12 protein-coding genes are annotated in these 13,192 nt (G+C 72.4%); 7 read left to right on the forward strand and 5 right to left on the reverse strand.

What is annotated here, in order from left to right; translation table 11 throughout:
• The first annotated feature begins 6 nt into the window (after positions 1–6).
• From GA0115254_RS25975 to GA0115254_RS26005, 7 genes are all read left to right on the forward strand, one after another.
• Positions 7–357, forward strand: a complete 351-nt coding sequence (locus GA0115254_RS25975) for a DUF4190 domain-containing protein (RefSeq protein ID WP_093897744.1) — start codon at positions 7–9, stop codon at positions 355–357.
• A gap of 210 nt (positions 358–567) precedes the next feature.
• Positions 568–1,815 carry a substrate-binding domain-containing protein gene (locus tag GA0115254_RS25980; RefSeq protein ID WP_093897695.1) on the forward strand — a complete coding sequence of 416 codons (1,248 nt, stop codon included), beginning with the start codon at positions 568–570 and terminating at the stop codon, positions 1,813–1,815.
• Positions 1,816–1,818: 3 nt separating this feature from the next.
• Positions 1,819–2,610 carry an ABC transporter ATP-binding protein gene (locus GA0115254_RS25985; protein WP_093897696.1) on the forward strand — a complete coding sequence of 264 codons (792 nt, stop codon included), beginning with the start codon at positions 1,819–1,821 and terminating at the stop codon, positions 2,608–2,610.
• Positions 2,607–3,353: an ABC transporter ATP-binding protein gene (locus GA0115254_RS25990; RefSeq protein WP_093897697.1), complete on the forward strand. Its 747-nt coding sequence runs from the start codon at positions 2,607–2,609 to the stop codon at positions 3,351–3,353. The genes GA0115254_RS25985 and GA0115254_RS25990 overlap by 4 nt, the downstream gene beginning before the upstream one ends.
• Complete coding sequence (locus GA0115254_RS25995) at positions 3,353–4,240, forward strand: branched-chain amino acid ABC transporter permease (protein WP_093897698.1); 888 nt, start codon at positions 3,353–3,355, stop codon at positions 4,238–4,240. The genes GA0115254_RS25990 and GA0115254_RS25995 overlap by 1 nt, the downstream gene beginning before the upstream one ends.
• On the forward strand, positions 4,237–5,391 hold the full coding sequence (locus tag GA0115254_RS26000; protein WP_256102770.1) for a branched-chain amino acid ABC transporter permease: 1,155 nt from the start codon (positions 4,237–4,239) through the stop codon (positions 5,389–5,391). The genes GA0115254_RS25995 and GA0115254_RS26000 overlap by 4 nt, the downstream gene beginning before the upstream one ends.
• Positions 5,388–6,272, forward strand: a complete 885-nt coding sequence (locus GA0115254_RS26005) for an alpha/beta fold hydrolase (RefSeq protein WP_093897699.1) — start codon at positions 5,388–5,390, stop codon at positions 6,270–6,272. Before GA0115254_RS26000 ends, GA0115254_RS26005 begins: the two co-directional genes overlap by 4 nt.
• A 43-nt stretch (positions 6,273–6,315) precedes the next feature.
• Here GA0115254_RS26005 and GA0115254_RS26010 read toward each other — a convergent pair whose 3' ends face one another.
• The 5 genes from GA0115254_RS26010 to GA0115254_RS26030 form a co-directional block, all read right to left on the reverse strand.
• Positions 6,316–8,292 (reverse strand): helix-turn-helix domain-containing protein, encoded by a 1,977-nt coding sequence (locus GA0115254_RS26010; protein WP_093897700.1) that lies wholly within the window; start codon positions 8,290–8,292, stop codon positions 6,316–6,318.
• Positions 8,293–8,320: 28 nt separating this feature from the next.
• On the reverse strand, positions 8,321–9,163 hold the full coding sequence (locus GA0115254_RS26015; RefSeq protein ID WP_093897701.1) for a 3-hydroxybutyrate dehydrogenase: 843 nt from the start codon (positions 9,161–9,163) through the stop codon (positions 8,321–8,323).
• Between the two features lie 276 nt (positions 9,164–9,439).
• Positions 9,440–10,195, reverse strand: a complete 756-nt coding sequence (locus GA0115254_RS26020; protein WP_093897702.1) for a copper homeostasis protein CutC — start codon at positions 10,193–10,195, stop codon at positions 9,440–9,442.
• The gene (locus GA0115254_RS26025; RefSeq protein WP_093897703.1) at positions 10,192–11,715 is read right to left on the reverse strand and encodes a M81 family metallopeptidase; all 1,524 of its coding nucleotides are present in this window, start codon (positions 11,713–11,715) and stop codon (positions 10,192–10,194) included. The genes GA0115254_RS26020 and GA0115254_RS26025 overlap by 4 nt, the downstream gene beginning before the upstream one ends.
• A gap of 22 nt (positions 11,716–11,737) precedes the next feature.
• On the reverse strand, positions 11,738–12,958 hold the full coding sequence (locus tag GA0115254_RS26030; RefSeq protein ID WP_093897704.1) for an ROK family transcriptional regulator: 1,221 nt from the start codon (positions 12,956–12,958) through the stop codon (positions 11,738–11,740).
• Positions 12,959–13,192 lie beyond the last annotated feature (234 nt).

Raw genomic sequence — 13,192 nt, forward strand, 5'->3', positions numbered from 1 at the left:
GAAGACATGCCTGACCAGTCAGACACCGCAGGCGGCGCGACGGGGACGCAGGTCCCGGGCGGACCGGGATACGGCGCCCAGCCGCCGGCCGGCTACGGATACCCCGGTGGTGCCGCGCTGCCCAGCGGCAAGGCGACCGCCTCGATGGTGCTCGGCATCCTCGGCCTGGTGCTCATCCCGATCATCCTGCCGATCATCGCGCTGTGCCTCGGCGTCTCGGCCAAGCGCATGGCCGACCGTGGCGAGGGCGGCGGCCGCGGCCAGGCGGTCGCCGGCATCGTGATGGGCAGCGTCGGCATCGCGTTCGCCGCGCTCGGCGTGATCGTGGCCACCGTCCAGGGCATCAGCGCGATGTGACGGGCCACCGCCCAGGACCCTCGCACCACGTACCGGCCGCGCCGGGGAACCGTACGATCCGGTTCCCCGGCGCGGCTTCGGCTTTCCCGGCCCATGTGCGGCCCCCACATGCGCAGCGCGTCAGGTGGGGTTCCTTGCACCATGTCGACGGCGGCACGGTGTTCATACGGTTCGGCGACATCACATGAATACGCCGAGGAGCCGGTCACCATGCGTCGCAGAGCCACAGGCACCGCCCGTCACCGCAGATCTCTCTCCGCCGTCGTCACGCTGGCCTCGGCCGGCCTGCTGCTGGTCGGGTGCACCGCCGCCGGGAAGGCGGGCGAGGCCGATTCCGCGTCCGGAAAGGACGCGAAGGACCAGAGCGTGAAGGTGGGCCTGGTCTACTCCCGTACGGGACTGCTGGCGGACTACGGGAAGCAGTACCGCGACGGGTTCATGGCGGGCCTGGACTACGCGACGAAAGGCACCGGCAAGGTCGCCGGGCACCGTATCGAGGTCACCGAGCAGGACGACGCGGGCGACCCGGGCAAGGCGGTCGCCGCGGCCAAGAACCTGATCGGCAAGGGCTACAAGGTGCTGGCCGGCACCACCGATTCCGGGGTGGCCCTCCAGATGGCGCCGCTCGCCGCCCAGAACAAGGTGCTGTACATCAGCGGCCCCGCCGCCACCGACGCCGTGACCGGCATCAACGACTACACCTTCCGCTCGGGCCGGCAGTCCTACCAGGACATCCTCACGGCCGGAACGATGCTCGGCGAGGCCAAGGGCAAGAAGGTCACGGTGCTGGCCCAGGACTCCACCTTCGGCCAGGCCAATGTCGCCGCCGTGAAGGCCGTCCTCGGCTCCAAGGGCGCGAAGGTGGGCTCCGTACTGGCTCCGCCCAGCGCCACCGACCTGACCCCGTTCGCCCGGCAGGTCAAGGCGGGCGGGCCCGATCTGGTCTTCGTCGCCTGGGCCGGCTCCACCGCACCGGCGCTGTGGACCGCACTGGACCAGCAGGGCGTGCTGGGGGCGGCCAAGGTCGTCACGGGTCTCGCCGGAACGGCCTCGTACCCGGTCTTCGGGAACGCCGGTTCCAAGGTGTCGTTCCTGGCGCACTACTTCCCCGGCGCGGGCGGCGGCAACGCCGTGGAGAAGTCCATGCTCGACTCGGTCACCAAGGCCGGCGGCACCCCGGACCTGTTCACCCCCGACGGTTTCACCGCGGCGCAGATGGTCGTGCGCGCCGTCGAGGAGGGCGGCGCCACCGATTCCGCCGCCATGGTCAAGGCCCTCGAGGGCTGGAGCTTCGACGGGGTGAAGGGCAAGGAGCAGGTCCGTGCCGAGGACCACGCACTGGTGCAGCCGATGTTCGTCGCGAAGCTCAAGGGGAACGGCGCCGGTGCCCGGCCGGAGCTGGTGAGCACCGAGCCGATGGACAAGGTGGCGCCGCCCGCCAAGCCCTCGGCGGGCTGACCGATGGCCGTACCGGACACCACCGCGGAGCGCCGGGGCGGGGGGCGGAACACCTCCCCGGTGCTTCAACTGGCCGGGCTCGGCTGGGGCGTCGGCGGGGCGACGATCGTCGAGGACGTCACGCTGAGCGTCCACGAGGGCGAGTTCCTCGCCTTCATCGGCCCCAACGGGGCCGGTAAGACCTCTCTGTTCAACCTGATCAGCGGACTGACCATGGCCACGTCGGGCACGATCGCGCTGGACGGTACGGACATAACGGAACGCCCCGCGCACGCACGGGCGAGGCGCGGCATCGGCCGCACGTTCCAGACGTCCAGCCTCTGGCCCGGGATGAGCGTGGCCGACCACGTCCGGCTGGCCGCCCAGGCGGCCCGGGGCGGCTCGTACCGGCTGTGGCGGCGCGCTTCCCCGTACACCGCCGAGGTGAACGGCGTACTGGAGCGCACCGGCCTCGGCCACCGGGCACGGGCGACGGCGTCCGAGCTGTCGCACGGCGAGAAGCGGAAGCTGGAGCTCGCGGTGCTGCTGGTGGGCGAGCCGCGGCTGATGCTGCTCGACGAGCCGATGGCCGGGGTGAGCGCGGAGGAGGTCCCCGCACTGACCGAACTGATCCGCACCCTGCACCGGGACGAGGGCCGCACCGTCCTGATGGTCGAGCACCACATGGACGTCCTGCTGGGACTTGCCGACCGGCTCGCCGTGATGCACCACGGAAGGCTGCTGGCGCTGGACACCCCGGAGACGGTGACCGCCGACCCGACCGTTCAACAGGCCTATCTCGGGGAGGGGTTGTGACGACAGGGGACCTGCTCGCCGTACGGGACCTGCGGGTCCTGATCGGCGGCCGGCACATCCTGCACGGCGTGGACCTGGACGTCGCCCGGCACGGGGTGACCGCGCTCCTCGGCCGCAACGGCGCCGGGAAGACCACGACCGTACGCGGCGTCCTCGGCCTCGTCCCGCGCACCGGCAGCGTGCGGCTGGACGGCGAGGAGACCGTGTCGATGCCCACCCACACCGTGGTGCGGCTGGGCATCGGTTACGCCCCCGAGGACCGGGGCATCTTCGCCGGGCTGACCGTCGCGGAGAATCTGCGCCTGGCCGAGCGGCGCGGCGCGGGCGAGCCCGCGTACCCGCTCGTCCACGAGCTCTTCCCCGAACTGAAGCGCCGGGAAAAGCAGTTGGCGGGCACATTGTCCGGCGGGCAGCAGCAGATGGTGGCCATCGGGCGGACGCTCCTGAACGGAAACCGGCTGATCATCGCCGATGAACCCACCAAGGGCCTGGCGCCGAAGGTGGTCACCGAGGTCGCCCAGGTGCTGGAGCGGGCCGCCGAGGCGGTGCCGGTGCTGCTCGTGGAGCAGAACCTCGCCGTCGTGCGGCGCCTGGCCGAGCACTGTGCGGTGCTCGCCGACGGCCGGACGGCCCATCAGGGGCCGGCCGCCGAGCTGCTGGGCGACGCGGAAGCGGCACGTCGTCTGCTGGGCGTGGGGCACGGCCCGGCCATCGAAGTACCTTCCGTGGAGGCGGATTCCTGATGTCCACCGTCGTTCTGCTCACCATGACCGGACTCGGTCTGGGGGCGCTCTACTTCCTGATCGCATCGGGACTTTCACTGATCTTCGGCCTGATGGATGTGCTCAACTTCGCGCACGGGGCGCTGCTCTCCATCGGGGCGTACGGCACCTGGTGGGCGGCGTCCGGCAATCTGCCCGGCGCCGGCCCGGGCGGAGCGGGCTTCGTCCTCGCGGTCCTGTTCGGTACAGCGGTGGGCACCGCGGCCGCCGTGCTGCTGGAACTCGCCGTCGTCCGCCCGCTCTACACCCGGCCGCGCGAGCAGGTGCTCGCCACGGTCGGGGTGGGGCTCGCCGTCCCGGCGCTGCTGTCGGGCATCTGGGGCTCGGACGCCCGGACCTTCCCCGGGCCGAAGTCGCTGTCCGGCACCTTCGGGCTGCTCGGCGCCCAGGTCCCGGTCAACCGGCTGGTGCTCGTCGCGGCGGCGGTCGTGGTCCTCGTCGCACTGCGGCTCTTCCTCGGCCGTACCCGGCACGGTCTGGTCGTACGGGCCGGCGTCGAGGACCGGGCGATGGTCACCGCCCTGGGTATCGATGTGCGGAAGGCTTTCACGCTCGTCTTCGCGATCGGCGGCTGCGCCGCCGCGCTCGGCGGGGCGCTCGGCGGCCTGTACTTCGGCTCGGTCGACCCCCGCCAGGGCACCTCGCTGCTGATCTTCGCGTTCGTCGTGGTGGTCACCGGGGGCATGGGCTCGGTGACCGGCGCCGCCGTGGCATCCGCCGTCATCGGCCTGGTCCAGCAGTTCGCCAACTACTACACCGCAGCGGGCCTCGGCGACCTGGCCGCCGTCGTCCTGCTCGCCGCGCTGCTGCTTCTGCGGCCGCGCGGACTGACCGGGAGGCTCGCGTGAGCACCGTCACCGAGACACACGACCGCACCGGCGAAAAGCCCACGGTCGCACCCGGCCCCGGGAACACCGCCCGGCTGCTGCGCCGCTGGTGGCCCGCCGCCGCACTGCTGGTCCTCGCCGTCGCGCCGTACAGCGCACTGCCGCTGCCCGGACTCCTGGACGGGCCGCTCGGCAGCCCCGGCAGCCTCCAACTCCTCGCCACCTGTCTCCTCTTCGGGGCGCTGGCAACCGGCTACGACCTGCTGCTCGGCCGTACCGGGCTGCTCTCCTTCGGGCATGCGCTCTACTTCGCCGCGGGCAGCTACGCCACCAACATGTTCCTGCTGGAGGCGGGCCTCCCGTTCGCCGTGTCCGCACTGCTCGGCCTCTGCTTCGGGATCGCGCTCGCGTTGGTCCTGGGGTCGGTGAGCCTGCGGGTCACCGGCATCGGCTTCTCCATGGTGACGCTGGCCTTCGCCCAGGCGGGCTCGATCCTGGTCTCCCGCAACCCCGGTGGTCTCACCGGCGGCGAGGAGGGCCGGGCCGCCCCCGCGGATCTGCTGCCGTCCGGGCTCGTGGGCATCGAGCACACCGCGAACCTCTACTGGGTGGCGCTCACCTATCTGGTCCTCACCCTCGCCGTCGTCCACTGGGCGGTCCGCTCCCCCACCGGACGGGTCTGGGAGGGCATCAAGGAGAACGAACGCCGGGTGGAGGTACTGGGGTTGAAGCCGTACGGCTTCAAGCTGACTGCCTTCGTCCTGGCGGGCGCGCTGGCCGCGCTGGGCGGTCTGGTGCACCTGCTGCTCACCGGCGGCTCGACCCCCCAGACGACCACCTCGGACTTCACCCTCTCGCTGCTGGTGATGGTGGTGCTGGGCGGATCGGGCACCCGCTGGGGCCCGATGGTCGGCGGCATCCTCTACACCTGGGCCGATCACCGGCTCGGCGATCTGGCCGGGTCGGGCGCGGTCGCCGATCTGCCCGGGGTGCTGCGGGTACCGCTCTCCCAGCCGCTGTTCCTGCTCGGGGTGCTGTTCGTGGCCGTGGTACACCTGCTGCCGGGCGGCCTGGCCCGGCTGCCGTCCCGGCTGGCGGCGGTACGCCGCAGGCCCGCCGCCACCGAAACACTCCCGGCCAGGAAGGCCCGGAAGGAGAACGAACGCCCGTGATTCCGTACGAAGAGGTACAGATCCCCGTGACCGGGGGCGAGTTGGCGGTACTCAGGTGGCCGGCCCGCGAGCCGGACGCACCGGTCGTCGTCGCCCTGCACGGCATCACGGCCAACGCGCTGTCCTGGGGCCCGGTGGCGAGGCTGCTGGACGGCCGCATCACCCTGATCGCCCCGGATCTGCGTGGCCGGGCCGGGAGTTCGGCCCTGCCGGGGCCGTACGGGATCGCCGCTCACACCGATGACATCGCCGCCCTGACCGGGGCCCTGGGGCTGGACCGGGTGGTGCTGGCCGGTCATTCGATGGGCGCGTTCGTGACGGCACTGGCCGCCGTACGGCACCCGGAACGGTTCGGGCCGCTGCTGCTGGTCGACGGCGGCATCGGCTTCCCCGCCCCCACCCATCTCTCCCCGGACGAACTGATGACCGCCGTGATCGGCCCGGCCATGGACCGGCTGTCGATGACCTTCCCCGACCGCGCCGCCTACCGCTCCTTCTGGCAGGCGCACCCGGCGTTCGCGGGTGCGTGGTCGGCCGAGGTGGATGCGTACATCCAGCGCGACCTGACCGGGGACGCACCCGCCATGCACTCCACCTGCCGGATCGAGGCGGTACGCACCGACGGCATCGGCCTCTTCGACGAGGAGGTGCTGACGGCGGTACGGAAGCTGCCGGCGCCGGCGACACTGCTGTGGGCGCGGCGGGGCCTGATGAACGAGGAGCAGGGCCTGTACGACGAGACCCGCCTGACAGCGGCCGACCTCGGGGGCACGGAGGTGACACCGGTGCCGGTCCGGGACGTCAACCACTACACGCTGCTCACGGGAGAAGCGGGCGCCGGAGTGATCGCACACCACTTGCTGGCCCTGTCCGGCGCCTGAGGGCACAGACACCGGAACGCACCCCCGGGCGGCCGGACGGCCTCTACCGCTCCCGGCCGCCCGCCAACAAATGCAACCGCAAGGCGAGTTGCAGCTCCAACGCCCGCCCGGGCTCGTTCCAGTCCCGCCCCAGCAGCACCTGCACCCGGTCCAGCCGCTGCACCACCGTGTTGACGTGCACGTGAAGTTCGTCCTTGGCGCGGATGAGGCTGCCCCCGGACCCGAAATAGGCACCGAGCGTACGCACGAGATGCGTGCCGCGCTGCGCGTCGTACTCCAGCAGCGGCCCCAGTGTCGCCGTGACGAAGCCGTCGACGTCCTGAGCGTTGCCCAACACCACGCCCAGGAAGCCGAGTTCGTCGACGCACGCACCTTCCCCCGCACGCCCGAGGACCCGCATGGCGCGCAGGCAGCGGGCGGCCTCCCCGTATGCGGAGGCCAGCTCCCGGGCGCCGCGGGCCGGCCCGGTGGCGGCGACGGTGACGGGAGCCTGGGTCAACTGGCCGAGCTGGGCCGCCGCCGCGCGTGCCGCGTCACCGGCAGCCGGTCCGGGGTCGTCGGCCTCTATCAACAGCACCACGTTCCCCGCGTGTTCGGCGCTCACCCCGTGGATGTCCCCGCCGAACAGATAGCGCATCGCGGCAGGGGCCAGCCTCTCCCGCGCTCCGCCCTCGGCCACCAGCAGCAGATGCGGACGGTCGAGGTCGATGCCGAGGCGTCGGCCGCGTTCGGCGAGTCCGGCCGGGTCCCGGTCCGCGTCGGTCAGCAGGTCGGTGATCAGCTCTCCGCGGATCCGGTTCTCGGTCTCGGCGACCGTGCGCCGCAGCAGCAGAAGGAGTCCGGTGACCACCGAGGCCCGCTCGAACAGCCGCCGGTCGGAGTCGTCGAGCTGTTCGCGCCGGTGCAGGACCAGACCGGCCAGGAGTTCCCGTCCGGCGAGGACCGCGCAGATCCACCGGCCGTCGCGGTGCACGGCGCGGGCGCCCGTACGGGACTCCTCCGCGGTCTCGGCCAGCCACCCGGCGTCCATGCTGTCGGCGGCGAAGTCCGCACCGTCGGGCCGGACCGCCGCCAGGGGCCGCCCGCCCGGGTCGTGAATGGTGAGCGGGGAGTCCAGCAGCCCCGCGACCGCCGCGGCGACATCCTTGACGTCACGGCCGCGCAGGACCAGATCGGTCAGCCGGTCGTGGGACTCCTCGGCGCGCGCCATCGCCGCCGAGTGGGCCCGTACGGCCGCATTGGCCTCGGCCAGTTCGGCGTTGGTCTCGGCCAGTTCGTCCAGCGCGGACCGGGTGTCGGCGAGCGCGCGGGCGGTGTCGATGGCGATCGCGGCATGTGCGGCGAGCGAGCACAGCAGGGCGACCTCGTCGGGGCTGAAGACGCGGGGGGCACGGTCGGCCGCGAAGAGGACGCCGATGACCTTTCCCGTACCGCCGCGGCTTGAGCCGAGAAGCAGGGGCACACCCAGGATGGCCACGAGCCCCTCGTCCAGCACCCCGGCGTTGATGTTGCGGGTGTGGTGGAAGCGGTCGTCTGTGCGGTAGTCGGGGGTCGCGTACGGGCTCGCGGTCTGCGCCACCAGACCGCCGAGCCCATGACCGAGCTCCAGCCGCAATCGCTGGAAGAGCACCGACACCGACCCGTCGGTGACCCGCATATAGGTGTCCCCCGCCTCCTCGTCGGGGAGCGTGAGATACGCCGTGTCCGTGCCGAGCAGCATTCTGGCGCGGCGGACGATCGCCTTCAGCACGTCGTCCAGGTCGCGGGATGCGGCCAGGTCGCCCGCGGTGTCGAAGAGCGCGGTGAGCTGGAGTTCGCGGCGCCGGTGCTGCCGCAGGACGCCCCTGATCCGCAGGGCGGTGGCGGTGGCCCGCTCCACCTCCGCCAGATCGCCCGCGGGCACACCGGCGGCCCGCGCCTGCGAGGAGACAGCGCCCAGCGCCTCGGCGGGGGCGTCGTCGGCCAGCAGGTCGAGGAGGCGCCGCAGATGGGGCGCGGCGGAGGCGGACGGTTCAGACATGGGCGGCCAGTTCGTAGGGGTCGGGTGATCAGTTGGCGGTCCAGCCGCCGTCCATGGAGAGCGAGGTGCCGGTGATGTGCCCGGTACGCGGTCCGCACAGCCACAGCACGGCCTCGGCGACGTCGTCGGGTTCGATCAGTCGCTTGATCGCGCTGCGTTCCAGCATGACCCGGCCCACCACTTCCTCCTCGGAGATGCCGTGGGTACGGGCCTGGTCCGCGATCTGGTTCTCGACCAGGGGGGTGCGTACGTACCCGGGGCTGACGCAGTTGCTCGTCACCCCGTGCTCCGCCGCTTCGAGCGCGACCACCTTGCTGAGTCCCTCCAGTGCGTGCTTTGCCGTCACATAGGCCGACTTGTAGGGGCTGGCCCGCAGGCCGTGCACGGACGAGATGTTGACCACGCGTCCCCAGCCGCGTTCGTACATGCCCGGCAGGGTCCGGCGCAAGATGCGGAACGGGGCCTCCACCATGACGCGCTGGATCAGTGCGAAGCGGTCCGGCGGGAATGCGTGCACGGGGGCGACGTGCTGGAGCCCTGCGTTGTTGACCACGACGTCCACGTCGGCGGGCAGCGTGTCCACCGCGTCCGGGTCGGAGAGATCGACCACCCACGCCGTCCCGCCGATCGCGTCCGCCAGGCTCTTCGCGGCGTCTGCGGCCTTGTCCACCACATGGACATGGGCGCCCGCGGCGGCCAGGGCCTGTGCGCAGGCCCGCCCGATACCGCTGGCGGCGCCGGTCACCAGGGCGGTGCGCCCGGCGAGGAGCCGTTCCGCGGTCGACGGCGAGGGACCTGCGGCGGGCGGCGGGACGGTGGGCGGGGCGGCCTGCTGGGCGGGCCCGTGGTCCGGGCTCTGAGGAGTCTCCATGGTCGTCACCGTAAGGAGACCGAGGCCCTCGTCACACGGGGTCGGTGCACACACCGTCGCACGTCGGCATGGTGGCGGCGTACATGGTGCGGGTCCGGTCCCGGGCCGTCAGCGGGCCGCGTCCGGCGCCGCCCGCTGCTCCGCGGCCGGCTCCGGGTCCACCGCGGCCGGGCTCTCGTCCGGCCGCGCGACCGAGGAGCACGGTGCCGGGGCCCCTGCCGAGAAGGGGGCAGGGCGAGTCCGTCGGGTACCGCCGGCTCGTGCCCCGGTCCGAGGTCAGCCCGCCGCCTCCACCGCCCGTCGTGCCTCGGCCACCACTTCGGGGTCGGTGACGAAGTGGGTGTCCTGCTCGGCCGACGCGCCCCCGGCGCCGAGCGGTATCCACTTTCCGCCGCGCCGGGGCAGCGCCCTGGCCTTGGCGGAGAGGTGGACAGCGGCGACGCCGGCCGAGATCAGGGCCGGGATGTCGGCGGGGCGCACGCCGCCGCCGGCCATCACCTGCACCCCGGGTGCGGCGGCGGCCATCGCGGCGATCGCCGCCAGCCCGTCGGCCGCGGCGGGAGCGCCGCCCGAGGTGAGGACCCGGGTGAGACCGAGTGACGGCAGCAGTGCGGCGGTGGCCACCGGGTCGGCGGACTGGTCGATGGCGCGGTGCAGGGTGATGTCCACCGGGCGGCCCGGGGCGCGGGCCGCTTCGGCGAGCCGGGCGACCGCCACAGTGTCCAGGGCGCCGTCGGCGGTCAGCGCGCCGATCACCACGCCGGAGGCACCGGAGGCGATGACGGACCGCACCTCGGCGGCCATGAGCGCGATCTCCTCCGCGTCATGGACGAAGTCGCCGGGCCGGCACCTGACCAGCACCTGCACCGGCAGCCCTTCCACGGCGACCGCCTCCACCAGGGCTGCCGACGGGGTCAGGCCGCCCAGCTCCAGGGCGGCGCAGAGCTCGACGCGGTCGGCGCCGTGCTCCCGGGCGACGCGGGCGCCGGCCGGTGAGGTGACGGCGATCTCCAGGGCGGGGCGTGCGGTCACTCGTCGTCCCCGGTCAGCGGCTGGTCGGAGGCGGGGATGATGCGGGCCGACAGATCCGGGTCGGCCATCTCGCGGTCGAAGGGGAACATCGGGCGGCGGATGCGGTGGTGGCCCAGGCGTACCAGGTCCTGGTCCACACCGCCGGGGGTGAGCGCCATCTTCCAGCCGACCGACATGTCGAAGAGTTCGGGCTCCAGGTAGCCGATCTTCACGATCACGATGTCGGCGCCGCGCGGGTCGAGGTCCAGGTCGGTGAAGTCGTGCTCGTGGTGGTAGGGCTTGCGCAGCTCGGTGAGGATCGCGTACACGCTGCCGACCCGGATGACGACCTCGGTCTCGGCGTCGCGGTCGCCGTGCCGGATGGCATGCACCGTGCCGGTCAGGGTGACCGGGCCCGCGTGCCGGTCGTCCACCTCGGCACCGGCGGTGACCGTGACGGTGGCGCCGACACCGGCGGCGACTGCGGTCTCGACGGCAGCCGGTCCCGGCACCGAGGCGTAGATGACGGTCGGGCCGTCGTCCTTCTGGAACTCCGGGCGGGTCAGCAGCCGGGTCAGGCCCCAGGTCACGTCGCCGGCTCCGCCGGCGGTCGGGTTGTCCCCGGTGTCGCTGATGAAGTACGGGCGCTGGTCGGAGTCCAGGGCCTCGTCCAGGATGCCGTCGAAGGTGCCGGTCGGGGCGACGAAGTCGAAGTCGTCGCGGGCCTTCCAGAAGCCCTCGGCCAGGCGCTCGGCACCGGCCGAGACGGCGGCCCGGTCGGTGCCGGTGACCACCACCACGGCCCGGTTGCGCGGTTCGTCGGCCCAGGCGTAGCCGACCCATATCGCGGCGTCGATCACACCGTCCATGGCCTCGACCTCGTCAACAGCCGCGTACACGCTCCTCGCCGGCTCGATCCGGGTGGAGGTCTGCTCGCCGGCCAGCAGCACCGGCACCGGCACCCATGCCTTGACCGGGCGGGGCGCGCCGGAGGCCAGCAGGTCCACCAGATTGCGGACGGCCCGCTCCTTGGTCTCCATGTGGTCCTCGTGCGGTGCCATCCGGTAGCAGGTGATCAGGTCGCTGCCGTGGGCGAGTTCGCGGGAGACGTTGCCGTGCAGGTCCATCGAGGTGGAGATGATCACGTCGGGGCCGACGGTGGCACGGATGCGCTCCAGCAGCACCGCCTCGGCGTCGTCGATGCCCTCCACGGTCATCGCGCCGTGGATGTCGAACCAGAGGCCGTCCGGCCGGGGCAGCGCGGCGAGCCGTTCGATCAGCTCGTCGGTCAGCTCGGCCCAGGCGGCGGCGGTGACGGTGCCGCCCGGCAGCGACTTGCCGACCAGGGCGCCGTGCCAGTCGGCCGCCTCGCGCAGTTCCTCACCGGGGGCCAGGAAGGGGTAGCGGTCCAGCACTTCGGCGCCACGCGAGGGGTGGAAGGCGGGGGCCTGGGTGCGGGCGGGAGAGAAGGTGGACGACTCGATGCCGAGTCCGGCGATGGCGATGACCGGGCGGGCTGCGGCGGTGCGGGATTGCGACATGGCTCCTCGTAGGGGTGGGGCGTCAGACGTGACGGGGCGCGGGGGCGCGGAATTGGCCGGCGGCGCCGGCCTCGCTCAGGGCGCGGGCCAGGGAGCGCTGCAGGGCGAACTGCCCGGCGCCGACCAGTCCGGCGTCGGCGCCGAGGCTGGCCCGCTCGATGGTGAGGTGTTCGGTGACGAGCGGGTGGCAGCTCTCGTAGAGCTGGCTGCGCACGGCGGCGACGAACGGTTCCAGGGTGGAGAGGATGCCGCCGAGGTAGACGGCGTCCGGATTGAAGAAGTTGACGTTGGCGGCGAGCACTTGGCCGAGGTAGTCGCCGGCCCTGCGGACCGCGCGGGTGGCCTCCGGGTCGGCGTCCATGGCCAGCCGGGCCACGTCCTCGGGGCTGCTGACGTCGGCCCCGCGCTCGCGCAGGATGCGAACCAGGGCGGCGCCGGACGCCACGGTTTCCAGGCAGCCGGTGTTGCCGCAGGAGCAGGGGATGTCGGCGCCGGCGTCGATCCGGATATGGGTGATGTCACCGGCCGCGCCGGTGCCGCCCCGGTAGAGGCGCCCGTCGACGATGACGCCGGCGCCGATCGCGGAGCCGATCTTCACCATGATCGTCTGCCGGTGCCCGGCGGGCCGTACGGTGTGCTCGCCGACCGCCATGCAGTTGGCGTCGTTGTCCACGGCGGCCGGGACGCCGAAGCGTTCCTCCAGCCAGGAGGTGACCGGGAAACGGTTCCAGCCCGGCATCCGCGACGGCAGGACGACCGACCCCGACGCGATGTCCACCGGCCCGGGCAGCGAGAGCCCGACCCCGCGCAGCCGGCCACGTCCGCGCTGCTCGGCCAGCGCCTCCAGGGTTTCGGCGAGCCGGGGCAGAGCCGCCTCGGGGCCGTCGGCGATCACGAAGGGGACGGTCGAGACATCGGTCAGACCGCCGCCGGGCAGCACCACACCGATCCGGGCGTGTCGGCCGCCGAGGTCTGCGGCGACCGCGAACTCGTCGTTGCTTCCCAGTCTCAGCACTTTGCGGGGGCGCCCGCCGGTGGAGGACTGGGTGCCCTCCTCGGCGATCAGCCCGCGCTCCACCAGATGGGCCACGGTGAGAGAGATGGTGGAGGCGGCGGCCCCCAGCAGTCCGGCGAGTTCGGCGCGTGACGAGGCCTGGCCCGATGCGACGAGTTCCAGGACCCGCGCGGCGAGGGCTGGAGTGCCTTTTGCGGCCCTGCGGTCCCATGCACTTATTTCAGTCATGTACGAAGTAACTTCCGCAACTGTGTGTGTGGCGAGGACAATACGCCCGCGCTCGGCGCGGGGGAACAGCTTCACGAAGGAAGTAGCCCCCAGCTGAAACCTATTCAATCCACCCAAATCCCCCCAATGGGGAGAGGTAATCGAGACAGGAGGGCTTTTTCCGGAGGCGCAGTAACTTACTTTTTACTAATTCTTGTTTGTTTCTTCAGTGTGTCCGGCGTTAGCTGTCGTGAA

Source organism: Streptomyces sp. Ncost-T10-10d, from assembly GCF_900091955.1.
Classification (GTDB): domain Bacteria; phylum Actinomycetota; class Actinomycetes; order Streptomycetales; family Streptomycetaceae; genus Streptomyces.